At 71.7% G+C, this 25742-nt stretch carries 21 protein-coding genes and 1 pseudogene; 8 read left to right on the forward strand and 14 right to left on the reverse strand.

Annotated elements, in window-relative coordinates; translation table 11 throughout:
• Positions 1-139 precede the first annotated feature (139 nt).
• Positions 140-1528: a M16 family metallopeptidase gene (locus tag ABT137_RS28500; RefSeq protein ID WP_351713816.1), complete on the reverse strand. Its 1389-nt coding sequence runs from the start codon at positions 1526-1528 to the stop codon at positions 140-142.
• Positions 1525-2928: a M16 family metallopeptidase gene (locus ABT137_RS28505; protein WP_351713818.1), complete on the reverse strand. Its 1404-nt coding sequence runs from the start codon at positions 2926-2928 to the stop codon at positions 1525-1527. Before ABT137_RS28505 ends, ABT137_RS28500 begins: the two co-directional genes overlap by 4 nt.
• Before the next feature lie 288 nt (positions 2929-3216).
• On the opposite strand from ABT137_RS28505, the gene ABT137_RS28510 reads away from it, so the two are divergent.
• Positions 3217-5673, forward strand: a complete 2457-nt coding sequence (locus ABT137_RS28510; RefSeq protein ID WP_351713907.1) for a DNA gyrase/topoisomerase IV subunit A — start codon at positions 3217-3219, stop codon at positions 5671-5673.
• Here ABT137_RS28510 and ABT137_RS28515 read toward each other — a convergent pair.
• From ABT137_RS28515 to ABT137_RS28525, 3 genes are all read right to left on the reverse strand, one after another.
• A complete protein-coding gene (locus ABT137_RS28515) occupies positions 5670-6758 on the reverse strand; it encodes a CobW family GTP-binding protein (protein ID WP_351713820.1) in 1089 nt (362 codons plus the stop codon). The genes ABT137_RS28510 and ABT137_RS28515 overlap by 4 nt on opposite strands.
• A gap of 85 nt (positions 6759-6843) precedes the next feature.
• Positions 6844-8010, reverse strand: a complete 1167-nt coding sequence (locus tag ABT137_RS28520; protein WP_351713822.1) for a citrate synthase — start codon at positions 8008-8010, stop codon at positions 6844-6846.
• A 730-nt stretch (positions 8011-8740) separates the two neighbouring features.
• The gene (locus ABT137_RS28525) at positions 8741-9778 is read right to left on the reverse strand and encodes a sugar phosphate isomerase/epimerase family protein (RefSeq protein ID WP_351713824.1); all 1038 of its coding nucleotides are present in this window, start codon (positions 9776-9778) and stop codon (positions 8741-8743) included.
• A 130-nt stretch (positions 9779-9908) separates the two neighbouring features.
• Between ABT137_RS28525 and ABT137_RS28530 the strand changes: the two genes are divergently transcribed.
• Positions 9909-11000: a Gfo/Idh/MocA family protein gene (locus ABT137_RS28530; protein WP_351713826.1), complete on the forward strand. Its 1092-nt coding sequence runs from the start codon at positions 9909-9911 to the stop codon at positions 10998-11000.
• Positions 11001-11004: 4 nt separating this feature from the next.
• Here ABT137_RS28530 and ABT137_RS28535 read toward each other — a convergent pair whose 3' ends face one another.
• The gene (locus ABT137_RS28535; RefSeq protein ID WP_351713828.1) at positions 11005-12303 is read right to left on the reverse strand and encodes an ROK family protein; all 1299 of its coding nucleotides are present in this window, start codon (positions 12301-12303) and stop codon (positions 11005-11007) included.
• A 155-nt stretch (positions 12304-12458) separates the two neighbouring features.
• On the opposite strand from ABT137_RS28535, the pseudogene ABT137_RS28540 reads away from it, so the two are divergent.
• The 5 genes and pseudogenes from ABT137_RS28540 to ABT137_RS28560 form a co-directional block, all read left to right on the forward strand.
• Positions 12459-12758: pseudogene (locus ABT137_RS28540) on the forward strand (formyltransferase family protein); the annotation flags it as partial.
• Positions 12759-12796: 38 nt separating this feature from the next.
• The gene (locus ABT137_RS28545; protein WP_351713830.1) at positions 12797-14050 is read left to right on the forward strand and encodes a citrate/2-methylcitrate synthase; all 1254 of its coding nucleotides are present in this window, start codon (positions 12797-12799) and stop codon (positions 14048-14050) included.
• An 82-nt stretch (positions 14051-14132) separates the two neighbouring features.
• Positions 14133-15077: a ferredoxin family protein gene (locus tag ABT137_RS28550; protein ID WP_351713832.1), complete on the forward strand. Its 945-nt coding sequence runs from the start codon at positions 14133-14135 to the stop codon at positions 15075-15077.
• Between the two features lie 83 nt (positions 15078-15160).
• Positions 15161-16834 carry an ATP-binding protein gene (locus ABT137_RS28555; protein WP_351713834.1) on the forward strand — a complete coding sequence of 558 codons (1674 nt, stop codon included), beginning with the start codon at positions 15161-15163 and terminating at the stop codon, positions 16832-16834.
• Positions 16831-17511, forward strand: coding sequence for a response regulator (locus ABT137_RS28560; protein ID WP_351713836.1), 681 nt, complete (start codon positions 16831-16833; stop codon positions 17509-17511). Before ABT137_RS28555 ends, ABT137_RS28560 begins: the two co-directional genes overlap by 4 nt.
• A gap of 6 nt (positions 17512-17517) precedes the next feature.
• On the opposite strand, the gene ABT137_RS28565 is transcribed toward ABT137_RS28560, so the two are convergent.
• From ABT137_RS28565 to ABT137_RS28575, 3 genes are read right to left on the reverse strand one after another with little or no spacing between them, the layout of a single operon-like run.
• Positions 17518-18561, reverse strand: a complete 1044-nt coding sequence (locus tag ABT137_RS28565) for an ABC transporter substrate-binding protein (protein ID WP_351713838.1) — start codon at positions 18559-18561, stop codon at positions 17518-17520.
• A 53-nt stretch (positions 18562-18614) separates the two neighbouring features.
• Positions 18615-19481 (reverse strand): ABC transporter permease, encoded by an 867-nt coding sequence (locus tag ABT137_RS28570; protein ID WP_351713840.1) that lies wholly within the window; start codon positions 19479-19481, stop codon positions 18615-18617.
• Positions 19471-20292, reverse strand: a complete 822-nt coding sequence (locus ABT137_RS28575; protein ID WP_351713842.1) for an ABC transporter ATP-binding protein — start codon at positions 20290-20292, stop codon at positions 19471-19473. Before ABT137_RS28575 ends, ABT137_RS28570 begins: the two co-directional genes overlap by 11 nt.
• 158 nt (positions 20293-20450) lie before the next feature.
• On the opposite strand from ABT137_RS28575, the gene ABT137_RS28580 reads away from it, so the two are divergent.
• Positions 20451-21143, forward strand: coding sequence for a response regulator (locus ABT137_RS28580; RefSeq protein WP_351713844.1), 693 nt, complete (start codon positions 20451-20453; stop codon positions 21141-21143).
• 15 nt (positions 21144-21158) lie between these two features.
• Here ABT137_RS28580 and ABT137_RS28585 read toward each other — a convergent pair whose 3' ends face one another.
• From ABT137_RS28585 to ABT137_RS28605, 5 genes are all read right to left on the reverse strand, one after another.
• The gene (locus ABT137_RS28585; RefSeq protein WP_351713846.1) at positions 21159-22751 is read right to left on the reverse strand and encodes a monocarboxylic acid transporter; all 1593 of its coding nucleotides are present in this window, start codon (positions 22749-22751) and stop codon (positions 21159-21161) included.
• The gene (locus ABT137_RS28590; protein ID WP_351713848.1) at positions 22748-23305 is read right to left on the reverse strand and encodes a DUF485 domain-containing protein; all 558 of its coding nucleotides are present in this window, start codon (positions 23303-23305) and stop codon (positions 22748-22750) included. The genes ABT137_RS28585 and ABT137_RS28590 overlap by 4 nt, the downstream gene beginning before the upstream one ends.
• Before the next feature lie 69 nt (positions 23306-23374).
• The gene (locus tag ABT137_RS28595) at positions 23375-24058 is read right to left on the reverse strand and encodes a response regulator transcription factor (protein ID WP_217552983.1); all 684 of its coding nucleotides are present in this window, start codon (positions 24056-24058) and stop codon (positions 23375-23377) included.
• A complete protein-coding gene (locus tag ABT137_RS28600) occupies positions 24055-25206 on the reverse strand; it encodes a sensor histidine kinase (RefSeq protein ID WP_351713850.1) in 1152 nt (383 codons plus the stop codon). The genes ABT137_RS28595 and ABT137_RS28600 overlap by 4 nt, the downstream gene beginning before the upstream one ends.
• Positions 25203-25736: a DUF1453 domain-containing protein gene (locus ABT137_RS28605; protein WP_351713852.1), complete on the reverse strand. Its 534-nt coding sequence runs from the start codon at positions 25734-25736 to the stop codon at positions 25203-25205. Before ABT137_RS28605 ends, ABT137_RS28600 begins: the two co-directional genes overlap by 4 nt.
• Between the last annotated feature and the right edge of the window lie 6 nt (positions 25737-25742).

Genomic DNA, 25742 nt, shown 5'->3' on the forward strand with positions numbered 1-25742 from the left:
GGCCCGCCTTCCATGCTCAAACGGAACACTGTTTTTGTCGCGCATCCCACAGGGCAGACAGGCAACCTCTGCCCCAATTCGGACATTCCAGAGCCCTGGTGACCGGGTGGCCGCCAGGGCTCTGCACACGCGCGTGCCGCTACTCCGCGGCGACGACCGTGACTTCGCCGATCCCGAGCGCCTCGACGGGCTCCTTGATCTGTGCCGCGTCCCCGACGAGGACGGTCACCAGGCGGTCCACCGGGAAGGCGTTCACGACCGCCGCGGTGGCCTCCACGGTGCCGGTGGCGGCCAGTTGCCGGTACAGCGTGGCCTGGAAGTCGTCGGGCAGGTACTGCTCGACCTGGTCGGCCAGGGTGCTCGCGACGGCCGCCGCCGTCTCGAACTTGAGCGGCGCCACCCCGACGAGGTTCTGCACGGCCACGTCGCGCTCGGCGTCCGTGAGGCCCTCGGCGGCGAGCGTGCGCAGCACCGTCCACAGGTCCGTCAGGGCCGGTCCGGTGTTCGGGGTGTCCACGGAGCCGCTGATGGCGAGCATCGAGGCGCCGGTGCCGTCGGGGGCGGACCGCAGGACCTGCCCGAAGGAACGGACGCCGTAGGTGTAGCCCTTCTCCTCGCGCAGGACGCGGTCCAGGCGGGAGGTGAGGGTGCCGCCCAGGCAGTAGGTGCCGAGCACCTGGGCCGGCCACACGCGGTCGTGCCGGTCGCCGCCGACGCGGCCGATGAGCAGCTGGGTCTGGACGGCGCCGGGGCGGTCCACGATGACGACCCGGCCGGTGTCGTCGGCGGTCACCTGCGGGACCGGGCGGGGCTGCGCGGTGGAACCGCGCCAGGCGCCCAGGGTCTCGCCGAGCAGCTCGTCCAGGTCGATGCCGGTCAGGTCGCCGACGACGACCGCGGTGGCCGTGCCGGGGCGGATGTGCCGGTCGAAGAAGGCACGTACGGCGGCCGCGTCGATCTTCTCGACGGTGTCCTCGGTGCCCGGGCGTGGGCGGGACATCCGCGCGGTGGACGGGAACAGCTGCTTGTAGAGCTCCTTGGCGGCGCGGCGGCCGGGGTTGGCCAGCTCGTGCGGGATCTCGTCGAGGCGGTTGCGGACCAGCCGCTCGACCTCGCTCTCGGCGAACGCGGGGGCCCGCAGGGCGTCGGAGAGCAGCCCGAGGCCCTTGGCGAGCCGGGAGGCCGGGACCTCCAGGCTGATGCGGACGCCGGGGTGGTCGGCGTGCGCGTCGAGGGTGGCGCCGGCCCGCTCCAGCTCGGCGGCGTACTCCTCGGCGGAGTGCTTGTCGGTGCCCTCGGAGAACGCGCGCGCCATGATCGTGGCGACGCCGTCCAGGCCGGCCGGCTCGGCGTCCAGGGGCGCGTCCAGGAGCACCTCCACGGCGACGACCTGCTGGCCGGGGCGGTGGCAGCGCAGCACGGTCAGGCCGTTGTCCAGGGTGCCGCGCTCGGGGGCCGGGAAGGCCCAGGGCCTGGCCTCGCCCGGCTGCGGCTGGGGGTGGAAGTCCATGGTGGCGAGCTCGGTCACTTGGCCGTCTCCTCGTTCTCGTTGCCGGCCTCTACGGTGGCTTCCTTCTCCGGGTCCTCGCCGCGCCCCGCCTCCTGGGTGTGCTCCGCGGACTCCGCGGACAGCGGTTCGTAGACGAGCACCGCGCGGTTGTCGGGACGCAGCCGGGCCTTGGCGACCTCCTGGACCTCCTCCGGGGTGACCGTCAGGACGCGCTGGACGGCGGTCAGGGCGAGCTGCGGGTCGCCGAACAGGACGGCGAAGCGGCACAGTTCGTCCGCGCGGCCCGCGACGGTGCCGAGCCGGTCCAGCCACTCGCGCTCCAACTGGGCCTGGGCGCGCTCCATTTCCTCGGGCGTCGGGCCCTCCTCGGCGAACCGGGCGAGCTCCTCGTCGATGGCGGCCTCGATGACCGGCACCTCGACGTCACCGGAGGTCTTCACGTCCAGCCAGCCGAGCGAGGGCGCCCCGGCGAGCCGCAGCAGGCCGAAGCCGGCCGCGACGGCCGTACGGTCGCGCCGTACCAGGCGGTTGTAGAGCCGGGAGGACTCGCCGCCGCCGAGGACGGTGAGGGCCAGGTCGGCCGCGTCGGACACGCGCGTGCCGTCCTCCGGGAGCCGGTAGGCGGCCATCAGCGCCCGCGCGGGGACCTCCTCCACGACGACCTCGCGCAGCTGCCCGCCCATGATGTCGGGCAGCGAGCCGTCACGCGGGGTCGGCTTGCCGTCGTGCGCCGGGATGGAACCGAAGTACTTCTCGACCCAGGCGAGGGTCTGCTCCGGGTCGATGTCGCCGACGACCGACAGGACGGCGTTGTTGGGCGCGTAGTAGGTGCGGAAGAACGCGCGCGCGTCCTCCAGGGTGGCCGCGTCCAGGTCCGCCATCGAGCCGATCGGCGTGTGGTGGTAGGGGTGGCCCTCCGGGTAGGCGAGCGCGGTCAGCTTCTCGAAGGCCGTGCCGTAGGGGACGTTGTCGTAGCGCTGGCGGCGCTCGTTCTTGACGACGTCCCGCTGGTTCTCCATCGACTCGTCGTCCAGGGCGGCGAGCAGCGAGCCCATGCGGTCGGCCTCCAGCCAGAGGGCGAGCTCCAGCTGGTGGGCGGGCATGGTCTCGAAGTAGTTGGTGCGCTCGAAGCTGGTGGTGCCGTTGAGCGAGCCGCCTGCGCCCTGGACGAGCTCGAAGTGGCCGTTGCCCTTCACCTGGGCGGAGCCCTGGAACATCAGGTGCTCGAAAAGGTGAGCCAGGCCGGTACGGCCCTTGACTTCGTGCCGGGAACCGACGTCGTACCAGAGGCAGACCGCCGCGACCGGGGTCAGGTGGTCCTCGGAGAGCACCACGCGCAGACCGTTGGCCAAGCGGTGCTCGGTCGCTGCCAGGCCTCCGGAGCCTGTCTCGGCCGTGGTCGTGTGACCCATGGGCATGTACGTCCCTTCGCTCGCGGAAGCGGTCCCGAACCGCGGTTTTTCTGCCGGTCCTGCCACTGTATGCAAGCGTGCGGGGGCCGGGCGAAGTTCCCGCACGACGTACGCCCACAGCGGATCGCGTAGCCTGCGTCCGACCCGCCTCGAATGTCTCCGGGCCGCGCTCCGGGCGGCTTCCGGGCACCGGGGCGGGCCGCGGAGACCGGGTCCTGGCCCGGGTTGTCAGTGCCGCGGTCCACAATGGTCCGCGTCAGATCCCGTTCACGCATGAGCAAGGAGCCGGCAGCGATGGCCCGCCGCAGCACGAAGACCCCGCCGCCCGACGACTCGTTCGAGGAGAGAATCCTCGACATCGACGTCGTGGACGAGATGCGCGGCTCCTACCTCGAGTACGCGTACTCGGTCATCTACTCGCGCGCCCTGCCGGACGCCCGCGACGGACTCAAGCCGGTGCACCGCCGGATCGTCTACCAGATGAACGAGATGGGCGTGCGCCCCGACCGCGCCTACGTGAAGTGCGCGCGCGTGGTCGGCGAGGTCATGGGCAAGCTGCACCCGCACGGCGACTCGTCGATCTACGACGCGCTGGTGCGCATGGCCCAGCCGTTCTCGATGCGCGTCCCGCTGGTCGACGGCCACGGCAACTTCGGCTCGCTGGGCAACGACGACCCGCCGGCCGCCATGCGGTACACCGAGTGCCGGATGGCCGAGGCGACGAGCCTGATGACCGAGTCGATCGACGAGGACACGGTCGACTTCTCGCCCAACTACGACGGCCAGGAGCAGGAACCGGTGGCGCTGCCCGCCGCGTTCCCGAACCTCCTGGTCAACGGCTCGTCGGGCATCGCCGTCGGCATGGCGACGAACATGCCGCCGCACAACCTCGGCGAGGTCATCTCGGCCGCCCGCCACCTGATCCGCTACCCGAACGCGGACCTGGACACGCTGATGAAGCACGTCCCCGGCCCCGACCTGCCCACCGGCGGCCGGATCGTCGGCCTGGAGGGCGTCCGGGACGCGTACGAGACGGGCCGCGGCACCTTCAAGATCCGGGCCACGGTGGCGGTGGAGACGGTGACGGCCCGCCGCAAGGGCCTGGTCATCACCGAACTGCCCTTCACGGTCGGCCCCGAGAAGGTCATCGCCAAGATCAAGGACCTGGTCAACTCCAAGAAGCTGCAGGGCATCGCCGACGTCAAGGACCTCACGGACCGCGAGCACGGGCTGCGCCTGGTCATCGAGATCAAGAACGGCTTCGTGCCGGAGGCGGTCCTGGAGCAGCTCTACAAGCTGACGCCGATGGAGGAGTCCTTCGGCATCAACAACGTGGCCCTGGTGGACGGCCAGCCGCTCACCCTGGGCCTCAAGGAGCTCCTGGAGGTCTACCTCGACCACCGCTTCGACGTGGTCCGCCGGCGCAGCGAGTTCCGCCGCGGCAAGCGCCGCGACCGGCTGCACCTGGTGGAGGGTCTGCTCACCGCCCTCGTCGACATCGACGAGGTCATCCGGCTGATCCGCTCCAGCGAGAACAGCGCGCAGGCCAAGGAACGCCTGATGGAGCGCTTCTCGCTGTCGGAGATCCAGACGCAGTACATCCTCGACACTCCCCTGCGCCGCCTCACCAAGTACGACCGCATCGAGCTGGAGGCGGAGAAGGAGAAGCTCACCGCGGAGATCGCCGAGCTGACCCGGATCCTGGACTCGGACGCGGAGCTGCGCAAGCTGGTCTCGGCGGAACTGGCCGCGGTGGCCAAGAAGTTCGGAACCGAGCGGCGCACCGTCCTGCTGGAGGCCTCGGGCGCCGCGGCGGCCGTGGTGGACCTCCAGGTGGCCGACGACCCGTGCCGGGTGCTGCTCTCCTCGACGGGCCTGCTGGCCCGCACGATGAACGGCGGGCCGTTCGCGGAGGACGCCGACGGCAAGCGCGCCAAGCACGACGTCATCGTCTCGGCGGTCCCCGCGACCGCGCGCGGTGAGGTCGGCGCGGTCACCTCGACGGGCCGCCTGCTGCGCATCAACGTCGTCGACCTCCCCCAGCTCCCGGACACGGCGACCGCCCCGAACCTCGCCGGCGGTGCGCCCCTCTCCGAGTTCCTCTCCCTGGAGGACGGCGAGACGGCGGTCTGCCTGACCACCCTGGACGAGTCCTCGCCGGGTCTCGCCCTCGGCACCGAGCAGGGCGTGGTCAAGCGCGTGGTCCCCGACTACCCGTCCAACAAGGACGAGTTGGAGGTCATCACCCTCAAGGAGGGCGACCGGATCGTGGGCGCGATGGAGCTGCGCACCGGCGAGGAGGACCTGGTCTTCATCACGGACGACGCGCAGCTGCTGCGCTACCAGGCCTCCCAGGTGCGTCCACAGGGCCGCCCGGCGGGCGGTATGGCGGGCGTCAAGCTCACCGAGGGCGCGAAGGTCATCTCCTTCACCGCGGTCGACCCGGCGGCCGACGCGGTGGTCTTCACGGTGGCCGGCTCGCGCGGCACCCTCGACGACTCGGTGCAGACGACGGCGAAGCTGACCCCGTTCGACCAGTACCCCCGCAAGGGCCGGGCCACCGGCGGCGTGCGCTGCCAGCGGTTCCTGAAGGGCGAGGACTGCCTGTCCTTCGCCTGGGCGGGCCCGGTCCCGGCGAAGGCGGCCCAGAAGAACGGCACCCCGGTCGACCTCCCGGAGATCGACCCACGCCGCGACGGCTCCGGCGTGTCGCTGGCGAAGACGGTGTCGGTGGTGGCGGGCCCGGTCTAGGCCCCGTACGCCCCCGCAGGCTCGTCGTCAGGGCCTTCCGCAAGGCCCTGGACGTACCGCAGGACGCCCCACATGCCGTGCTCGTCGGCGTGTGGGGCGTCGTTCGTGCACGCCTCCAGGTCCTTGCGGAGCGCGGCCGCGTCGATGCCGGAGCCGATCAGCACGAGCTGCGTGAGCCGGTCCTCGCCGCGCCCCCAGGCCTCCGGGTAGAACCGCAGGAACCGCCCCACGGCGTGCACGGCGTACCGGTTGCCCGTGTCGTACGGCCCGAAGTCGACGTACCCCTTGATCCGGTAGAGCCCCTCGGGACGGCTGTCGAGGAAGGCCATCAGCCGACGGGGGTCGAGGGGCTGCGCGGCGGCGAAGGAGAGGCTGTCGTAGGCGGCGTGCAGATGTCCCCCGTGCGCTCCGTCGCCGTCGTGGTGGTGGTCGTGCAGGTCGTCGAAGGACAGCTGTCCGATGCGCTCGGCGGTGGGCCGGCAGTCGAACAGGAACTCGGGGTCGACGCGGCCGTAGGTCGCGGGGACGACGGCGGCCCCGCGGTCGCTGAGCGACCGCACCAGTCCGAGGACGCGCTCGCCGCCCTCCGCGGCCCGGTCGAGCTTGTTGACGACGACCAGGTCGGCGAGGGCGAGGTGCCGGTCGATCTCGGGGTGCTTGGCGCGGGTGTCGTCGAACTCGGCGGCGTCGACGACCTCGACGAGGCCGCCGTAGACGATGCCGGGGTGCTCGCTGGCGAGCAGCATCCGGACGAGTTCCTCGGGTTGGGCGAGACCGCTGGCCTCGATGACGATGACGTCGACACCGGTGCCGGGGTTGGCGAGCCGCTCCAGGTAGACGTCCAGTTCACTGGCGTCGACGGCACAGCACAGGCACCCGTTGCCGAGCGAGACGGTCGAGTCGCCGAGGGCCCCGGCCACGGCCATCGCGTCGATCTCGATGGCCCCGAAGTCGTTGACGATCGCCCCGATCCGGCTGCCTCCGCTGCGGTGCAGCAGGTGGTTGAGGAGCGTGGTCTTCCCGGACCCCAGGAATCCGGCGAGAACGACGACCGGGATCTGCCGGGGGGTGGGGTGGTGCTCCAACGGGGGGCCTCTTTCGCGCGGGCGGGGTGGCGGGCCGGTCCAGGATAGGAAATCCCACCGGACCGGACACCACACCCCGTTCCGGCTACGCGGTGACGGCGTTGACCACCCCCGGCTCCGGCCCCACATACCGTGCCACCGGCCGGATGATCTTCGAGTCCGTCGCCTGTTCCAGGATGTTGGCGCTCCAGCCGATCGCGCGGGCCGCCGCGAACGTCGGGGTGAACATCTCCCGGGGCAGGCCGCACAGTTCCATGACCACGCCCGCGTAGAACTCCACGTTGGTGTGGAGTTCGCGGCCGGGCTTCAGCTCGGCGAGTATGCGCTCGACGTGGCGTTCGACCTCCACGGCGAACTCGACCCGGGGGCCGCCGAAGTCCTGGGCGATCTCGCGGAGCATGCGGGAACGGGGGTCCTCCGTGCGGTAGACCGCGTGCCCGAAGCCCATCACGCGGTCACCGGCGAGGACCCGTTCGCGGATCCACGGGTCGATCCGGTCCGGTGTCGCGATCGCGTCCAGGGTGTCCAGCGCACGGCTGGGCGCACCCCCGTGCAGCGGCCCGGACAGGGCGCCGACGGCACCCACGAGGCAGGCCGCTACATCGGCGCCCGTCGACGCGATGACGCGTGCGGTGAACGTTGATGCATTGAATCCGTGATCAATGGTTGAGATCAGGTATTGCTCGACCGCACGCGCCCGCCGGGGATCCGGTTCCGTGCCCGTCAGCATGTAGAGGTAGTTGGCCGCGTACGACAGGTCCTCGCGCGGCTCCACCGGGTCGAGCCCCTGCCCCAGCCGGTACAGCGCCGTGAGCAGCGTCGGTACGGCCGCACACGCGGCGACCGTGTCGGCCCGGCGCCGGTCCGCGTCGATGTCGTACACCGGCCGGAACCCCTTGGCCGCGCCGAGCAGCGAGAGGGCGGTGCGCAGGCCGGCCAGCGGCCCGGACGTACGGCTCGCCGCGGCCACCTCGGGCAGGGCCGTCCGGACCCCGTCGGGCAGGCGCCGGAGCGCGGCGGTCTCGGCGGCGAAGGCGGCCGCGCGCTCCGGGTCCGGCAGGTCGCCGTGGATCAGGAGGTGCCAGACGTCCTCGAAGCCACGGGTGCGGGCGAGTTCGACCGCCGAGTACTGGCGATAGTGGTAGAAGCCCTCGCTCCCCCGGACGTCACCGACCTCGGTGTCCGTGACGACGACACCGGCGAGCCCGCGCGGCACCTCGACGAGGACCGACGCACTCCTGTTGACGGTCATGACCTGCCTCCGTTTTTCCTCCCTGAACATGATTCGACTGTCCATCATTGATGGAATTCCGTCAACATTGATTGAATCAACTAGCCATCCAGTCGGCTCCGCGAACGCGATGAACGCCGGTTGCTGAACATGCGTCTCCGTCAGCGGCGGCAACGTCCCGTCGGCGCCGTCGACCGCGCACGAGCGCACCAGGTCGGCCGGTCGGCGACGAGCAGGAACGTGCCCGACGGATCGAAGGCGAAGCCGCGGGCCGCGACGCCCGGGGGGGGAGGGAGCAGGCGAGGCGGACGTCTCCCGCCCGGGTGAGCGTGCCGTCGTCGGCGACGCGGAACCAGGCGACGCCCGTCCGGAGACGGCGTCGGTCGAGTCGTCGTAGAGATACCCGACCGTCCAGGTGCCGTCGTCCGCGCGGAAGACGTGGTCGACGTGGTCGAAGTCGCCGTGGTCGGTGGAGACGCGGACGCCCCGGCGCTCGTCGAACGCGAGGTAGACGGGCCGGGGGCCGGGTGCGGGGCGGGAGTTGAGCCGGGTGAGGCTGCCGTCCCCGGCGGCCACGGACAGGACGTGCACGCTGGACGAGGTGACGGGCCTCCCGGGGCTCGGTGACCCTGCTCAGCGGGGTGTCGCCCGCCGCAGGGGAGGGTGCGGCGGACTGTGATGCCTCATCAAGGCTCGTCGGGTGGGCGGCTGCCCGGGCGAGGTCAACGGCCGGTCACCCCGCCCGGGGCGCTCACTGGTTGCTGAACGCCGAGTCGAACGACGCCTTCGGCAGTGGCCACAGGGCGGAGCGGATCCGGCCGACGGCCTCGGCCGCGCCGTGCAGCCGGTCCATGCCCGCGTCCTCCCACTCCACCGAGACGGGGCCGTCGTAGCCGATGGCGGCCAGGGCGCGGAAGGCGTCCTCCCAGGGCATATCGCCGTGGCCGACGGAGACGAAGTCCCAGCGCCGGCGCGGGTCGCCCCAGGGCAGGTGGGAGCCGAGGATCCCGGCGCGTCCCGACGGCGGCCGCAGGCGGGTGTCCTTGCAGTCGACGTGGTAGATGCGGTCGGCGAAGTCCGTGATGAAGCCGACGGGGTCCACGCCCTGCCAGATCATGTGCGAAGGGTCCCAGTTGAAGCCGAAGGCCGGGCGGCGGCCGATCGCCTCGAGGGTGCGCTCGCTCGTCCAGTAGTCGTAGGCGATCTCGGACGGATGGACCTCGTGGGCGAAGCGCACGCCCTCGGCGTCGAATACGTCGAGGATCGGGTTCCAGCGGCGCGCGAAGTCCTCGTACCCCTCGTCGATCACCGCCTGGGAGACCGGCGGGAACATCGCCACGTACTTCCAGATCTTCGATCCGGTGAACCCGACGACGGTGTCGGCGCCGAGCCTGCGGGCGATGCGGGCGGCGCGCTTCATGTCCTCGGCCGCGCGCTGCCGGACGCCCTCCGGGTCGCCGTCGCCCCAGATCTCCGGGCGCAGGATCGCCTGGTGGCGGAAGTCGATCGGGTCGTCGCACACGGCCTGGCCGCCGAGATGGTGGGAGATCGCCCAGACCTTCAGCCCGTGGCGCTCCAGGATCGCCTGCCGGTGGGGCAGGTAGTCGGGGTCGGCCTCGGCACGGGCCAGGTCCAGGTGGTCGCCGGAGGCCGCGATCTCCAGTCCGTCGTAGCCCCACTCGCTCGCCAGCCGCGCCACCTCCTCGAACGGCAGATCCGCCCACTGACCGGTGAAGAGGGTGACCGGCTGCCGGGCCGGTTCCCGGCTCTGTGCCTGGCTCTGGTTCATGTGCGGCCTCCTTGGCGTTCCCGCCACTTTAGCTTACGGTGAGCAAAAGTCGACCTTGCGGAAGTGATCGCTCTCCGTTTTTTCGATCTGTTCACGCGTTAGCTCCGGGGAGAGAGAAGAGGTGCGTGTCATGCGCGTCGGTGTCATCGGTACCGGCTTCATGGGGGCCGTGCATACCCGGTCGGCGCTCGTGGCCGGCGGCGAGGTGGTGGGCGTGGTCGGATCGACGCCCGGAAAGGGCCGCCGCGCCGCCGCGGAGTTCCGGGCCGGCCAGGGCTTCGACTCGGTCGAGGACCTGCTGCGGCACGGGGTGGACGTGCTGCACGTGTGCACGCCCAACGCCACACACGCCGGCTTCTGCCGTGCGGCCCTCGCCGCCGGTGTGCCGGTCGTCTGCGAGAAGCCGCTGGCCACCGATGCCGCGACCGCACGCGAACTCACCGAACTGGCGGCGGAGCGCGGGCTGGTCACCGCCGTGCCCTTCGTCTACCGCTACTACGCGTCCGTGCGGGAGGCACGCAAGCGGATCCTGAGGCCGGGGCACCGGCCGCCCTGGCTGATCCACGGCAGCTATCTGCAGGACTGGCTCGCCGACACCGAGGCCACCAACTGGCGGGTCGACCCGGCGGACGGCGGTGCCACGCGCGCGTTCGGGGACATCGGGGTCCACTGGTGCGATCTCGCCGAGTTCGTGACCGGGCAGCGGATCACCCGGGTGAACGCGTCCTTCGCCCGCGCGGTCCCGGCGCGCCCGGCGGCGGACGGCACCCCTCGTCCCGTGGAGACCGAGGACGGCGCGGTCGTCCTCCTCGAAACCGACGCCGGCGCGATCGGATCGGTGGTGGTCAGCCAGGTCTCCGCCGGGTACAAGAACGCGCTGTCGTTCTCCTTCGACGGGCCGGACGCCAGCTACGCGTTCCGCCAGGAGACCCCTGAGTCGCTGTGGATCGGCGGCCGGAACGCCAACGAGGTGCTGCTGCGCGACCCGAACCGGCCCGGAGCCCCCACCGGGCGGGCGGCCGGCCTGCCGTCCGGGCATCCGCAGGGCTACTACGAGGCCTTCGCCGACTTCGTGGCCGACGCCTACGCGGCGATCCGCGGCGAACAGGTCACCGGGATGCCGTCCTTCGCCGACGGACTGCGCGCGGCAGAGCTCGCCCAGGCGGTCGTCGACTCGGCGCGCGGCGGCGGCTGGACCGACGTACCGACTGCGGACAGGTGAGCTGCTACCGCGCACCCGCCAGCGGCACGTCGAGGGGAAGCGGCTCGGTGAGGTCGGCGGTGCGTGCGCGGATCCCGCGCGGGCTGCCGTGCCGGAGCCACTGGTCGAGCAGGTCCGGGTGCAGCAGCTCGTCGATGGCCAGGGTCGCCGCTCCGACGACCCCCTCGGCGCGGCCGAGGTCGACCCGGGCGATGACGAGTTCGTCGGTGGCCAGCGGCAGGGAGCGCCTGGCCACGACCTCCGCGACGGGGTCCCGGAAGACGTCGCCCGCCTGCGCCAGCACTCCCGCGAGGTAGACCGTCGAGGGATTGAAGACACTGACGAGCGTGGCCAGTTGCCCGCCGACCAGCTCGCCCGCCCTGGTGACGAGCTCGGTGCTGACCCGGTCGCCGGCCCGGCAGCCGTCGAGCACGTCGGTGACGGCCAACGGCGCGTCCCGGCGCTCCAGACGTTCCAGGCGCTCGGCCAGGAAGGGGCTGCGCCCCTCCAGGGCCGCGGCACGTGCGTCACGGGTGAGGGCCCAGCCGCCCGCGAACGCTTCGAGGCACCCGAACTTGCCGCACCGGCACCGGTGCCGGGACTCCTCGGCGACGATGGTGTGCCCGAGGTCGCCGGCCGCGCCGCGCGCTCCCCGGTGCAGCCGGCCCCTGGACATCAGGCCCAGGCCGATCCCGGTGCTCGCCTTGACGAGCAGCAGGTTGTCGCCCGCCGCCGCCCGGGTCCGGCTCCAGGCGCCCAGCGCCATCAGGTTGGCGTCGTTGTCGACCCAGGCCGGCACGTCGTAGTGGGCTTCGAGCCGGTCCCGGAGCGGGAAACCGTGCCAGCCGGCCATGATGGGCGGCCGCACCGGCATCCCGCGGGCGAAGTCGACCGGTCCGGGGACGCCCACGCACACCCCCCACAGGCGCTCCCGCAGCTCCGGGCTCAGCAGCGGCCCCGCCGTCTCGACCAGCGTGGCCAGGGACGCCTCGGGGCCCGACTCGATGTCCCACGGCACCCGACGGTCGGCGATCAGCGTGCCGTCGAGGTCGGTCACCGCGGCGTGCAGATGGGTGGCGCCGAACACCGCGCCGAGGACGGCACCGCGACCGGACGCGATCCGCAGGATGCGGGAGGGCCGTCCGCCGGTGGAGGGGGCCGGCTCGCCCTCGGCCACCAGGCCGATCCGGACCGCGTGGTCCACCCGCTGCGTGATGATCGTCCGGCCCAGCCCGGTCTGCCGGCCGAGGTCGGGCCTGGTCACGGCCGCTCCGCTCCTGATCAGACCCAGGACGAGGGAGAGCGTACGGGTGTGGTCGGTCATGCAGTGAGCTTATGGTCCTGACGACCGCCGTCGTCACCGGCGGCGACGGGAGGGCTCCACCGGCGGATCACCGCGTGCGAAGCCGACCGCGTGGAAACGTCACCCGACCGGCTCGGTGGGATGCCGCCGGTGAGCTACCGCGCGACACCGGCCGCTCGTTCCTCCCCGCCTTCATCGGCGCCGGGCCGTACGCCAAGGCCGAGGAACGGGGCGTGAAACTCGTCGGCGCGACCGCGCACCACGTCACCGAGGACCTCGACGAGGGCCCGGTCATCGAGCAGGACGTCGTCCGCGTCACCCACGCCGACACCGCCGCCGACCTCCGGCGGCGGGGCGCCGGCGTGGAGCGGGCGGTGCTCTCCCGGGCCGTGCTGTGGCACGCCGAGGACCGGGGCGTCCGGCACGGCAACCACACCATCGCCTTCACCTGGGCCACTCGACTCCGTCAACATTGATCGAGTCAATCCATGCCGGAGCGGCTACGGTGACGCCCATGCGCGATCAACACCCCGCTCCCGGCAGTCCCACGCGGCGGCTGAGCACCAGGGAGACCGCCGAGCTGCTCGGTGTGAAGCCCGAGACCGTGTACGCCTACGTGAGCCGGGGCCAGCTCAGCAGCAGACGCGAGCCCGGGGGTCGTGCCAGCACCTTCGACGCCGGGGAGGTGGCGGCGCTCGCCCGGCGCAACAGGCGGGAGGCCGCCGGGAGTCCGGGCTCCGGCGGTGATCTGTCGGTGCGCACCGGGATCACGCTGATCGACAAGGACCGGTACTTCTTCCGGGGCGTCGACGCCACCGAGCTCGCCGCGCACCACTCCTACGAGGAGGTGGCCGAGTGGCTGTGGACGGGCCGCATGACCCGGGGCATGACCTTCACCGCCCCGGAGGCCACCGTCGCGGTCGCCCGCCGGGCCGTCGACGCACTGCCCGAGCACACCTCGCCCACCGACCGGCTGCGGGTCGCCACGATCGCCGCGGCCGCCGAGGACCCGCTGCGCTTCGACCTGTCCGAGGAGTCCGTCCTGGGCGCCGCGCGCGTGCTGATCCCCACGCTCGTGGCCGCGCTCCCGGTGCGGCGCCGGCGGGGGCACGACGACGGCCCACTGGCCCACCGCCTGTGGCGCCGGCTGACCGGCATCGACCCCGGTGACGCCGAACTCCGTGTCCTGGACACCGCGCTCGCGCTGCTCGTCGACCACGACCTGGCCGCCTCCACCCTCGCCGTCCGGGTCGCCGCCTCCGCCCGTGCGCACGCGTACGCGGCCGTGTCGGCGGGGCTCGGCGTGCTCGAAGGCCCCCTGCACGGTGCCTCCAGCGGCCTCGCCCACCGGTTGCTGCTCGACGTCCTCGACCAGGGCACCGCCGTCACCGTGATCGCGGACGAACTCCGCGCGGGCCGCCGCATCCCCGGCCTCGGCCACCGCCTCTACCAGGGTGAGGACCCACGCGCGCGTGCGCTGTTCGCACTGCTGGAGGGCGTCCCCCGCGCGGAGCCCGCCCTGCTCGCGGCCCGGGACATCGTCGCCACGACCGCCCGGCACACGCCGCTGCACGCCAACGTCGACCTGGCGCTCGCCGTGTTCACGGCCTCCTGCGGGATGCCGGCCACCGCGGGCGAGACGATCTTCGCCGTCGCCCGGACGGCGGGCTGGATCGCCCACGCCCTGGAGGAGTACGGCGAACGCCCGCTGCGCATGCGCCCCAGCGGCCACTACGTAGGCCCGAAACCGCCACAACCTCTGCCGTAACCGCCTTTCGGCAACCTCTTCGGAGGCGCGAACGGAGGAGGCCGGAAGTCACCCCGGGCAAAGTCAGGTTAGGCTCACCTCTGTGAGTAGGTGCGCAACCGTCTCCCGGATGCTCGACGAGCCCGTTTCGGGTACCGCCGCCACCGCGACGACGTGGCTGCTGCTGGAACAACCCGGCCCGTGGGGTCCCAAGGCGCTCACTTCGAGCCATCTGGACCCCGCAGTGGGCCGCGCCCTGGAGGCCGCCGCCCAGGGGACCGGAGTACGGATCGCCCTCATCCGCCGCCCCGGCCGCCACGCCGATCCCGGCACCCCCGCCGTCCGCCAGGTGTACGTCGCCCACACGGTCCCCGGGAACGTCTGGCTGCACAGCGCCACCACCCGCGATCCGGCCCGCCTGCTCAGCCTCGACTTCGCCGCGCTCGGCGCGGGCGACCACCGTTCGTTCGGCGCGGCGCTCGGCGGCCGGCCGCACCCGGGCAGCCCGCTCGCGCTCGTGTGCACCAACGGCAGGCGCGACCGCTGCTGCGCCCTGCTGGGCCGCCCGCTCGCCGCCGAGCTGGTCGCGTCCGGTGCGACGGGCACCTGGGAGGTCACCCATCTGGGTGGTCATCGCTTCTCGCCGACGGTGCTCGTCCTCCCGTACGGCTACGTGTACGGCCGGGCCGAGGCCCATGCCGTCAAGGAGGTCCTGCACGGCATCCACGAGGGTCGTGTGGTGCTGGAGGGGTGCCGCGGCTGCTCCGCCTGGGAACGCCCCGGCCAGGCGGCCGAACTGGCCGTGCGCGAGGCGGCGGACGAGTACACGGCGGGCGCACTGAGCGTCGTACGGACCGAGGGCGCGGCTCCGCGCTGGAAGGTCACGGTCGCCCACACCGACGGCCGCCGCTGGCGGGTGTGCGTGGCCCAGGGCGCCTCGCTGCCGCCACGCCCGGAGAGCTGCGGGGTGTCGGTGCTGGGGTCGCCGGCCCGGATGGACGTGGTGTCGGTGCGGGAGCTGCGCGCGACGACGGCGCTGGCGAGCTGACCCGGTCTTTCTCAAGAACTGGTCAAGAGATCCACACCACACCCCCTTAAACACGGCGCACCCGCGCACGTACCGTCGTGGGTATGAGCCCCACGCCCCCCGTGCGCCGTCTTCGCCCCCGGCTGCCCCGGAAGGTGTTCTCCCAGGTCCTGTTGATGCAGCTGGCCATCGCCGCCGGGGTCGCGGTGCTCGCGACCGGGCTCTTCCTGGCACCGCTGAGCAAGCAGCTGGACCAGGAGGCGATGCGCAGGGCGCTGGCGATCGCCGAGACCACCGCCCAGGACCCGCAGATCGCCGAGGGCGTCCTGACCACCCGGCCCAGCGTGCACGGGCCGGTGCAGAAGGAGGCCGAGCGGATCCGGAAGGCCACGAACGCCGAGTACATCGTGGTGATGGACCGGGGCGGATTCCGCTGGTCGCACACCACACCCTCGGAGATCGGCCGGCACGTCTCGACCGACCCCCGGGAGGCACTGGCCGGCAAGGAGGTCATGCAGATCGACAACGGCACCCTGGGGCGCTCCGCGCGCGGCAAGGTGCCGCTGTACGACGCGAAGCACCGGATCATCGGGGCGGTCTCCGTCGGCATCGCGTACGACAGCGTGCGGGCGCGGCTGCTCAGCACGATCCCCGGGCTGTTCGCCTATGCCGGCGGGGCGCTCGCGGTCGGCGCGCTGGCCGCCTGGCTGATCTCCCGGAGAGTGCAGCGGCAGACCCGCGACCTGGCCTTCTCCGACATCTCGGCGCTGCTCGCGGAGCGCGAGGCGATGCTGCACGGCATCCGGGAGGGCGTCGTCGCCCTCGACCGCGGCGGCCGTATCCGCCTGCTGAACGACGAGGCGCGGCGGCTCCTGGGCATCGGCGACGAGGCCGTCGGCCGCTCCCCCGACGACGCGCTCGGCGCGGGCCGTACCACCGACGTCCTGGCCGGCCGGGTCACCGGCACCGACCTGCTCACCGTGCGCGGTCAGCGGGTCCTGGTCGCCAACCGCATGCCCACCGACGACGGCGGTGCGGTCGCCACCCTGCGCGATCGCACCGAGTTGGAGCAGCTCGGCCGCGAACTCGACTCCACGCGCGGCCTGATCGACGCCCTGCGCGCCCAGGACCACGAGCACGCCAACCGCATGCACACCCTGCTCGGGCTGCTGGAGCTGGAGATGTTCGACGACGCCGTGGAGTTCGTCGGCGAGGTGGTCGGCGACCACCGGGTCACCGCCGAGCAGGTCACGGAGAAGATTCAGGACCCGCTGCTGGCCGCCCTGCTGGTCGGCAAGGCCACCGTCGCGGCCGAGCGCGGGGTCGCCCTGTGGGTGTCCGACCGCACCCGGCTCCCGGACCGGCTGATCGACCCCAGGGGGCTGGTCACGGTCGTGGGCAACCTGGTGGACAACGCGCTGGACGCGGTCGCCGGTACGCCGCACGCACGCGTGGAGGTCGAGTTGTGTGCGGAGGGCCGCGCGATCGTCCTCAGGGTGCGTGACACGGGGCCCGGGATCCCGGCGGCACAGCGGGAGCTGGTCTTCACGGAGGGCTGGTCCACCAAGAAGCCGCCCGCGCACGGCAAGCGCGGCATCGGGCTCTCCCTGGTGCGCCGGCTCGCCGAACGGCAGGGCGGCACCGCGACCGTGGGTGAACCGGAGGGCGGGGGCGCGCAGTTCACGGTCGTGCTCCCCGAGGCGCTGACCGAGCCGGAACTGGAGCCGGCGACGGCGCTCGAACCGGCGTTCACCCCGGCCGGGGAGGAGACCCGATGATCGAGGTCCTGGTCGTGGACGACGACACCCGGGTCGCCCGGGTCAACGCCGCCTACGTCGAGAAGGTGCCCGGCTTCCACGTGGCCGGCGCGGCGCACAACGCGGCCGAGGCCCTGCACCGGCTGGAGACCCTGCCACGCCTCGACCTCGTCCTGATGGACCACTACCTCCCCGACGACACGGGTCTCGCGGTGGTCCAGGAGATGCGCCGGCGCGGCCACCAGACCGACGTGATCATGGTGACGGCGGCCCGGGACGTGTCGACCGTCCAGGCGGCCATGCGCCACGGCGCTCTGCAGTACCTGGTCAAGCCGTTCGCGTTCGCGGGGTTGCGCGCCAAGCTGGAGGCCTACGCGCAGCTGCGGCGCACTCTGGACGGCGGCGGCGAGGCCGAACAGGCCGAGGTGGACCGCATTTTCGGCGCCCTGTCCGCGCCGTCCGAACCGGGGCTGCCCAAAGGGCACTCCCCCACCACCGCCGAGCTGGTCCGCCAGTCCCTGATGAGCGCCGAGGGGCCCCTGTCGGCCCAGGAGATCGCCGAGCGGACGGGGGTGAGCCGGCAGACCGCCCAGCGCTATCTGAAGCTCCTGGAACGCACCGGACGGGCCCGGCTGACCCTCAAGTACGGCGACGCGGGCCGCCCCGAACACCGTTACGTGTGGGCGACCCGCGGCTGAGGCGTGTTACTTCGCGGCCTCGACGAACTCGGTCGTGTAGGTCTTGCTCAGGTCGACATCGGCGTTCTGGATGTTCGTGTTGAAGGCCTTGAGCACCTTCTCCACGGTCTCCGGGCCGTTCTCGGGCATCACCCCGTCGTCGGTGAACATCGGCAGCGTGCTCTTGATGGACTGCGTGTAGAGGGCCTTGTCGCCCTGGGCGTAGTCGGCGGGCATCTTGGCCGCGATCTCGGCGGCGCTGTGTGTGGACATCCACTTGAGCGTCTTGACGAATGCATTGACCAGCTTCTGGACGGTGTCCTTGTGACCGTTGACCCAGTCCGTCTGCATGTACAGGCTCGACGACGGGTACGGCCCGCCGAGCGCCTTCTGGGATCCTTCCGGCGTCCGCATGTCCACCAGGACCTTGCCCGCCTTCTTGTCCAGGATCGTCGCGACGGTCGGGTCGGTCGTCATGCCGCCGTCGATGGAGCCCTGCTGGAGCGCCGAGATGAAGGTCGCGCCCGCCCCGACGGCGACCGGCGAGAAGTCGCTGACCTTCACCCCGTTCTTGACGGCGAGGTACTTGGTGAGGAAATCGGTCGACGAGCCGAGGCTGGTGATGCCGAGCTTCTTGCCCTTGAAGTCCTTGGGCGAGGTGATGTCCCCGGCCGCCTTGGTGGAGACGACCTCCACCTCACCGGGAGCGCGCGAGAACTGCACGACGGACTCCACCTCCTTGCCCTTGGTCTGCAGGTCCAGCGTGTGGTCGTAGAAACCGACCGTGCCCTGCACCTGCCCGGCGACGAGCGCCGTCTCGGCCTGGACGCCGGCCGGCTCGGTCAGCAGTTCCACGTTCAGGCCCTCGGCGTCGAAATATCCGAGCCGCTGGGTGAGCATGGCCGGCAGGTAGATGACCTTGTCCAGGCCACCGACCATGATCTTGACCTTCGTGCCCTTGCCGGAGCCGGTGGAGGCCGTGCTCGCCGCGTCGTTGGCACAGGCGGTGAGGGAGGAGAGGGCAAGCAGGCCGGCGACGGCCAGGGTGCTGTATCTGGCGGACTTGCGCATGACGGTTCACGTCCTTGTGAGAGGCGGTGCGGGGTGGAGAGGAGGGGGCAGGCTCAGCTGTCGGAACCCGACGGCTTCCACCGGAAGATGCGGCGCTCGACGAAGGTGAGGAGCCCTTCGGCGGCGAGCGCGACGACGGCGAGGATGGTCATCGAGGCGTAGACACCGGCCGCGTTGAAGGTGCCCTGCGACTGCGCGACGAGCAGGCCGATGCCCTTGGTGGCGCCGATGTACTCGCCGACGATGGCGCCGATGAGGGCGAAGCCGAAGCTGACGTGGAGGCTGGTGAAGATCCACGAGGTGGCGGACGGGATGACGACCTGGAGGGTCACCCTGCGGTCGCTCGCGCCGAGGATCCGGGCGTTGGCGACCAGGTTGCGGTCGACCTCGCGGGCGCCCTGGAAGGCGTTGAAGAACACCGGGAAGAACACCAGCACGACGGCCGAGGCGACCTTGGAGGACGCGCCGAGACCGAACCAGATCACGAAGATCGGGGCGAGCACGATCCTGGGGATCGAGTTGAGCACCTTGATGTAGGGGCCGAGGACATCGGCCAGGAAGGCAATCCGCCCGAGGGCGATACCGAAGACCACACCGGCGATGACCCCGATGACCCAGCCGAGCAACGCCTCGTAGAGCGTGTACCAGACCTGCTCGCCGAGGGAACCGAGCGCGGTGCCGTGGGTCACCCAGGTCCAGATCTGGTCCCAGATCTTCGAGGGCATCGAGAAGTTGAACGGGTCGATGAACTTCGCCCGGGACAGGACCTCCCACAGGCCGAGGACGGCCACCAGGAGCAGCACCCGCACGGCGAACACGATCGCCTTGCGTCTGCGGGCGGCCTGGGCCCTGGACCGGGCGCGGTCCGGACCGGTCTTCACCGTGTCGACGACGGGTGTGCTGAGCACCTCAGGCGACATTGGCGGCACCCCTCTCGCGGGTGATGCGGACCTCTTCGCCGAGGGACTCCCAGATCTCGCGGTAGATCTCGATGAACCGCGGCTCCAGACGCACCGACTCGACTTTGCGCGGACGGGGCAGGTCGATCTCGAAGACCTGCTTCACGGTGGCGGGCCCGGCGGTCATGACGACGACCTTGTCGGCGAGCGCGATGGACTCCTCCAGGTCGTGGGTGACGAACACCACGGAGGCGCCCGTGCCCTCCCACAGTTCAAGGAGCTCGTCCGACATCAGGGCCCGGGTCTGCACGTCGAGCGCGGAGAACGGCTCGTCCATGAGCAGGATCTCGGGGTCGTTGACGAAGGTCGCGGCGAGCGCCACGCGCTTGCGCTGGCCGCCGGAGAGCTGGTGCGGATAGCGGTCCTCGAACGCGGCGAGCCCGACCTTGGCCAGCCAGGCGCGGGCCTTCTCCCTGGCCTCCGCCTTGGGCACGCCCCGGAAGCGGGGCCCGGCCATCACGTTGGAGAGCACGGTCCGCCAGGGGAAGGTGGCGTCCTGCTGGAAGACGAAGCCGACCTTGTCGCCGACGCCGACGCCGGCGACCGGCGCACCGGCCACCAGCACCTCGCCCTCACTGGGCTCCTCCAGGCCGCTGACCAAGGTCAGCGTGGTGGACTTGCCGCAACCCGTCGGCCCCACGACGGCCACGAACTCACCGCGCCCGACGGTGAGGTCGAGGTCGCGGACGGCCGTGTGCAGACCCCCCGACGGGGTCTTGAAGATCTTGCTCGCGCCCCGCAGCTCGATGGCGGGGCTGGTGTCTGCGCTCATGGGCCGGGACGGTAGGTGTGACCCGGACCACGGCAGGAGTCTTCTGGGCGCAAGCCGTTCTTTTGCTCGCAAGCATCTGTTGTGCTCTTTTTGCTCGCGCTACAACTGCGGAGCCGAAACACGGGCTTAACGCTCGCCGGCCTTGAAGGAGAGGCCTGATGATTGACGTCCTGGTGGTCGACGACGACTTCCGCGTCGCTGAGATAAACGCCAAGTACGTGGGGAAGGTTCCCGGCTTCCGGGTGGCCGCCCGCGCGCACAGCGCCGCCCAGGCCCTGGCCGCCGTGGACCGCGGCACCATCGACCTGGTCCTGCTGGACCACTACCTGCCGGACCAGACCGGCCTCGAACTCGTCCACCGCATGCGGGAACAGGGCCTCCGCACCGACGTCATCATGATCACGGCGGCCAGCGATGTGACCACCGTCCAGAAGGCGATGCGCCTGGGCGCCCTGCACTATCTGGTCAAGCCGTTCACCTTCGCCGCCCTGCGCACCCGCCTGGACTCCTACGCGGCCCTGCGCCGTACCGTCGACCGGGTCGGCGGTCGGGGACTGACGGGCCAGGAGCAGGTCGACCGGATCTTCGGCGCCCTGCGCACCTCACCGACGCTGTCCGCGCCCGGCCTGCCCAGCGGTCAGTCCGAGCCCACCACGGACCTCATCTGCGGCGTCCTGCACCGCGCCGACCATCCGCTCTCCGCCCACGAGGTCGCCGCCGAGACCGGCCTCAGCCGCTCCACCGCCCAGCGCTACCTCCGCCACCTGGAACAGGCCGGCCGCCTCCGCCTCTCCCTGAAGTACGGCGACACGGGCCGACCGGAGCACCGCTACGCCTGGGTGGCGCCGTAGCCGTTTCCGGCCGCTCTAGACGGCCCCCGCACCCGTCAGCGACCGCACCTCGGTCTCCGCGTGCCTGGCCTCGTCCGGGACCTCGTCCGAGGTGACCGTGCCGAGCCAGCCGGCCAGGAAGCCGAGCGGGACGGAGACGATCCCCGGGTTCTGCAACGGGAAGTACTGGAAGTCCACCCCCGGGAACAGCGCGCCCGGGCTCCCGGACACCACCGGTGACAGCACGACCAGCCCCAGCGCGGGCACGAGCCCGCCGTATACGGCCCACACCGCGCCGCGTGTCGTGAAGTTCCGCCAGAACAGCGAGTACAGCAGCACCGGCAGGTTCGCCGAGGCCGCCACCGCGAAGGCGAGCCCCACGAGGAAGGCGACGTTCATGTCCCGGGCCAGCAGGCCGAGGGCGATCGCCACGACACCGATACCGACCGCCGCCGTGCGCGCCACCGCGACCTCGCTGCGGTGCTTGGCGTGCGGCCTGCGCAGCGAGGCGTAGAGGTCATGGGCCACGGACGCCGAGGAGGCCAGGGTGATCCCCGCGACCACGGCGAGGATCGTCGCGAAGGCAACGGCGGCGACGACGGCGAACAGAACCGTTCCGCCTGTGGAACCCGCGCCACCGCCCAGGTCGAGCGCCAGCAGCGGCACGGCCGTGTTCCCCGACGCGTTCGACGCACGCACCGCGTCCGGCCCGACCAGGGCCGCCGCCCCGAAGCCGAGCACGATCGTCATCAGGTAGAAGCTCCCGATCAGCCCGATCGACCAGACCGCCGAACGGCGCGCCGCCCGCGCGGTCGGCACCGTGTAGAAGCGGGACAGGATGTGCGGCAGGCCCGCCGTGCCCAGTACCAGCGCCAGCCCCAGGCTGATGAAGTCCAGCCGCGCGCTCCAGCTCCCGCCGTACTTGAGTCCCGGCGCCAGGAACGACTTCCCGTGCCCACTGCGGTCGGCGGCCGTGAGCAGCAGCCGGTCGATGTCGCCGTGGAAGCGCAGCAGCACCAGCACGGTCAGCACCACCGTCCCGCTCAACAGCAGCACCGCCTTCACGATCTGGATCCAGGTGGTGGCCCGCATCCCGCCCAGCGACACATAGATCACCATCAGGGCGCCGACCCCGATGACCGTCCACGCCTGCGCCGCCTGGCTGGTCCGCCCCAGCAGCAGCGCGACCAGGCTGCCCGCCCCCACCATCTGCGCCACCAAATAGAGAACGGACACGGTGACCGACGACGTCCCCACCGCGATCCGCACCGGCCGCTCGCTCATCCGCGCCGCGATCACGTCGGCCAGCGTGAACCGCCCGCAGTTGCGCACCAGTTCGGCCACCAGGAACAGCACCACCAGCCACGCCACCAGGAACCCGACCACATACAGGAGCCCGTCGTAGCCGAACAGCGCGATGAGACCGGTCACGCCGAGGAAGGAGGCCGCCGACATGTAGTCACCCGCGATGGCAAAACCATTCTCCATCGGGGAGAAGAGCCGCCCGCCGGCATAGAACTCCTCCGCCGAACCATGCCGCTTCCGGCTCACCCACGTCGTGATCCCGAGCGTCACGGCGACGAAGGCACTGAACAGCAGCAGCGCCAGCGTCTGGTGCTGCCCCGTCATGACGCACCACCCTGGACGCCCCGGGTCAGCTCCTGGGTGTCCCAGCGCAGCTCCAGCGCGGCACGGTCCCTGCGCAACCGCGCGTGCCGGGCGTAGGCCCAGGTGAGCAGGAACGTGGTGAGGAACTGCCCGAGCCCCGCCACCATCGCCACGTTCACCGCTCCGGCGACGGGCCGCGCCATCAGCCCGGGCGCCGTCGTCGCGGTCACCACGTACCCCACGTACCAGGTGAGGAAGACGGCGACCCCCGGCACCACGAATCTCCGATAACGGCTGCGCACTTCTTGAAAGGCCGCGCTGCGCTGCACCTCCAGATAGACGTCACGGGCCCGAACGGCCGCCCCGTCCACCTCCGTTCGCGCACCGGGTACGGCCGGTGCCGGCTCCCCGGTGCCGTCCGGCTCGCCCCAGCCGGAGGCCAGCGCGTCGTACCAGGGGTCCTCGTACCTGACTTCTCGGGAGGCCGCGCCGTACTCGCCCTGGTCCTCGTGCCGCCCGGCCGAACTCTCGGAGTCGCCCCCGCCGTCGCGGTGACGCCCGTTGCTTGACTGCATGCCCAAGGATGGACAGATCGGGAAGATCCCCGACTCTTCTTCCCTGGGCTCTTCACCCCATCAGGTGACTCAATCCGCTGGTGGCCGCACCAATCCCTTTCCATAGGCGTAACGCACCGCCTGGGCCCGGTCCTTGAGACCCGTCTTGGCGAACAGGTTGTTGATGTGTGTCTTCACGGTCGCGGTCGACACGTGCAGCTTCCGGGCGATCTCCTGGTTGGTGAACCCCTCCGCGATCAGCACCAGGACCTCGGTCTCCCGCGCGGTCAGCCCGTCGGGCGCCTCGGTGGCCACGGGCGCCGGTTCAGGCTGTGACAGCCGCTCCAGCAGCCGCCGCTGGATGCTCGGCGACAGTCCCGCGTCTCCCGACAGCACGCTCTCCACGGCTCGCACGATCTCGTCACCGCCCGCGTCCTTGGTCAGATAACCGCGGGCGCCGGCCCGCAGCGCCGGGAACAGCGACTCGTCGTCCGCGAACGTCGTCAGCACCACCACCTGGGTCCCGGGGTACTCCGACCGGATCCGCCGGGTCGCCTCCACGCCGTCGCAGCGCGGCATCCTCAGGTCCATCAGCACCACGTCCGGGGAGAGCTCGGCGACCAACCGGACCGCCTCCTCCCCGTCGCCCGCCGCTCCGACGACCTCCACGCCGGGCAGCAGCCCGAGGAGCATCACGATCCCCTCCCTGACCACCGTCTGGTCGTCGGCGACCACGACCCGCGCGGGCTTCTTCTCCCCCTCCGTCTCCGTCATACGGGCACCCTCAACCTCACCTCGAACCCCTCGTCGTCACGCCCTGCCTCCAGCGACCCGCCCAGCAGCTCGGCCCGCTCCCGCATACCCAGCAGACCGTACCCGCCGCCGGCGCCGCTCAGCTCGCCGGGACGACCACCCGAGTCCCGTACGTTCAGCACCACTTCGTGCTCGCCGTAGTCCAGCCGCACCTGGACCTTGGCGCCATGAGCGTGCTTGCGGACGTTCGTCAGCGCCTCCTGGGCGACACGTCGCACGGTCTGCGACGCCTCCGCGGGCAGAGATCTGCGGTCACCCGTCACGGTGATCTCGGCGCCGTCGGTCGAGCCGACGAGTTCGGTCAGGAAGTCCTCCAGCGGGGTGATCTCCCCGCGCAGCGCGGACAGGGCCTGGCGGGTCTCGGCGAGTCCGTCGCGGGCCATTCCCCGGGCGGCCACCACCCGCTCGAGGATCTGCTCCCGGTCGGCTCCGCGCTCGATCAGCAGCCGTGCCGCCTCCAGGTGCACCATCTGGGCGGAGAGGCTGTGGGCCAGCACGTCGTGGATCTCCCGGGCGATCCTGGCCCGCTCCGCCAGCGCCGCCGACTCGGCCTCGGCCGCTCTCGCGGCACGCTCCTGGGCGAGCAGCCGCTGGGCACCTCCCCGGGCCTCGGCGTCGAGTCGCAGGACATACCCGGCGAGCGCCATGCCCACGACGGTGGCCACGGTGGTCAGCCATACGTCGTTGTTGAACGCGGAGTACGAGGCCAGGGCCACGGACGTGACGGGCAGAGCGATCGCGATCGGCAGCCGCTCCAGGGCGGAGATGCCGCAGCCGCACCAAACCACGAGGGCCGGTCCCTGGAAGCCGGTGATCTCCGCCAGGACCGCGATTCCCAGGAGGACGATGATGAGCACCAGAGAGGGCACGAGCCGGTGGGCATAGGTGGTCCGGAAGAATCCCCAGGAGACCACGGCGGTCACGACAACTCCCGCCACCGCCGCGGCCATGCCCCAGCCGTGGACGTGCGACTGGTTGTAGGCACTCCACAGCAGCAGGGCGAGGACGAGCAGTCTCACGCCCCAGGCGAGGGAGCGCCGGGGACGTGAGAGCCCTTCGCGGGCCAGCGCTTCTCGTGAGGGCCAGCGCGTCCAGGCGTTCTCCGTCACACGCCTTCCTTCCTGGTGACCCGGGCCATGTCGTCACCGTACGCCCGGGTGGGGCCGCTCACGGAGGCAGTGGAGGGGAGCGACTGGGCGCGCCAGACGAGGATGCCGGCGCGGACCAGCAGGGTGACCGCCAGTCCGAGCATGAGGGCCGCGCTGTCCTGATGGACGCCGACGACGGCCCCGAGGGCGTAGAGACCGACCCGCACGGCTATGCCGCCGAACCAGACGATTGCGCTGGCCTTGGTGCTCTTGGTCCACACGACGCCGTCGGCTTCCGTCCACACCCGGGTGGTCCAGGCCCAGGCGGCACCCATCACCAGTCCCACCAGCAATTCCGTGCCGAGCAGCGCGGCGGAGGCGGTGCGGTGGTGGGCGTCGAGTATGCCGGGTTCGCGCAGCGCGACGACCGCGAGGATCACGGGCACCAGCCACCAGCGCCTGCCTGTGTCGATCGGGCGGGCGCGGAACTGGCGCACGATCACCACGACGACGACGGCCACGATCAGCAACGCGTTGACGAGCCCGGACATCAGAGC

Source organism: Streptomyces sp. NPDC001980 (assembly GCF_040296885.1).
GTDB lineage: Bacteria > Actinomycetota > Actinomycetes > Streptomycetales > Streptomycetaceae > Streptomyces.

Excerpts from the sequence above, each read along its gene's own strand:
- ABT137_RS28535 (WP_351713828.1), bottom strand. The coding sequence starts at position 12,303 with ATGACCGACCACACCCGTACGCTCTCCCTCGTCCTGGGTCTGATCAGG.
- ABT137_RS28530 (WP_351713826.1), top strand. The coding sequence starts at position 9,909 with ATGCGCGTCGGTGTCATCGGTACCGGCTTCATGGGGGCCGTGCATACC.
- ABT137_RS28580 (WP_351713844.1), top strand. The coding sequence starts at position 20,451 with ATGATTGACGTCCTGGTGGTCGACGACGACTTCCGCGTCGCTGAGATA.
- ABT137_RS28595 (WP_217552983.1), bottom strand. The coding sequence starts at position 24,058 with ATGACGGAGACGGAGGGGGAGAAGAAGCCCGCGCGGGTCGTGGTCGCC.
- ABT137_RS28510 (WP_351713907.1), top strand. The coding sequence starts at position 3,217 with ATGGCCCGCCGCAGCACGAAGACCCCGCCGCCCGACGACTCGTTCGAG.
- ABT137_RS28585 (WP_351713846.1), bottom strand. The coding sequence starts at position 22,751 with ATGACGGGGCAGCACCAGACGCTGGCGCTGCTGCTGTTCAGTGCCTTC.
- ABT137_RS28545 (WP_351713830.1), top strand. The coding sequence starts at position 12,797 with ATGCGCGATCAACACCCCGCTCCCGGCAGTCCCACGCGGCGGCTGAGC.
- ABT137_RS28560 (WP_351713836.1), top strand. The coding sequence starts at position 16,831 with ATGATCGAGGTCCTGGTCGTGGACGACGACACCCGGGTCGCCCGGGTC.
- ABT137_RS28575 (WP_351713842.1), bottom strand. The coding sequence starts at position 20,292 with ATGAGCGCAGACACCAGCCCCGCCATCGAGCTGCGGGGCGCGAGCAAG.
- ABT137_RS28525 (WP_351713824.1), bottom strand. The coding sequence starts at position 9,778 with ATGAACCAGAGCCAGGCACAGAGCCGGGAACCGGCCCGGCAGCCGGTC.
- ABT137_RS28520 (WP_351713822.1), bottom strand. The coding sequence starts at position 8,010 with ATGACCGTCAACAGGAGTGCGTCGGTCCTCGTCGAGGTGCCGCGCGGG.
- ABT137_RS28505 (WP_351713818.1), bottom strand. The coding sequence starts at position 2,928 with ATGCCCATGGGTCACACGACCACGGCCGAGACAGGCTCCGGAGGCCTG.
- ABT137_RS28605 (WP_351713852.1), bottom strand. The coding sequence starts at position 25,736 with ATGTCCGGGCTCGTCAACGCGTTGCTGATCGTGGCCGTCGTCGTCGTG.
- ABT137_RS28570 (WP_351713840.1), bottom strand. The coding sequence starts at position 19,481 with ATGTCGCCTGAGGTGCTCAGCACACCCGTCGTCGACACGGTGAAGACC.
- ABT137_RS28590 (WP_351713848.1), bottom strand. The coding sequence starts at position 23,305 with ATGCAGTCAAGCAACGGGCGTCACCGCGACGGCGGGGGCGACTCCGAG.
- ABT137_RS28555 (WP_351713834.1), top strand. The coding sequence starts at position 15,161 with ATGAGCCCCACGCCCCCCGTGCGCCGTCTTCGCCCCCGGCTGCCCCGG.
- ABT137_RS28565 (WP_351713838.1), bottom strand. The coding sequence starts at position 18,561 with ATGCGCAAGTCCGCCAGATACAGCACCCTGGCCGTCGCCGGCCTGCTT.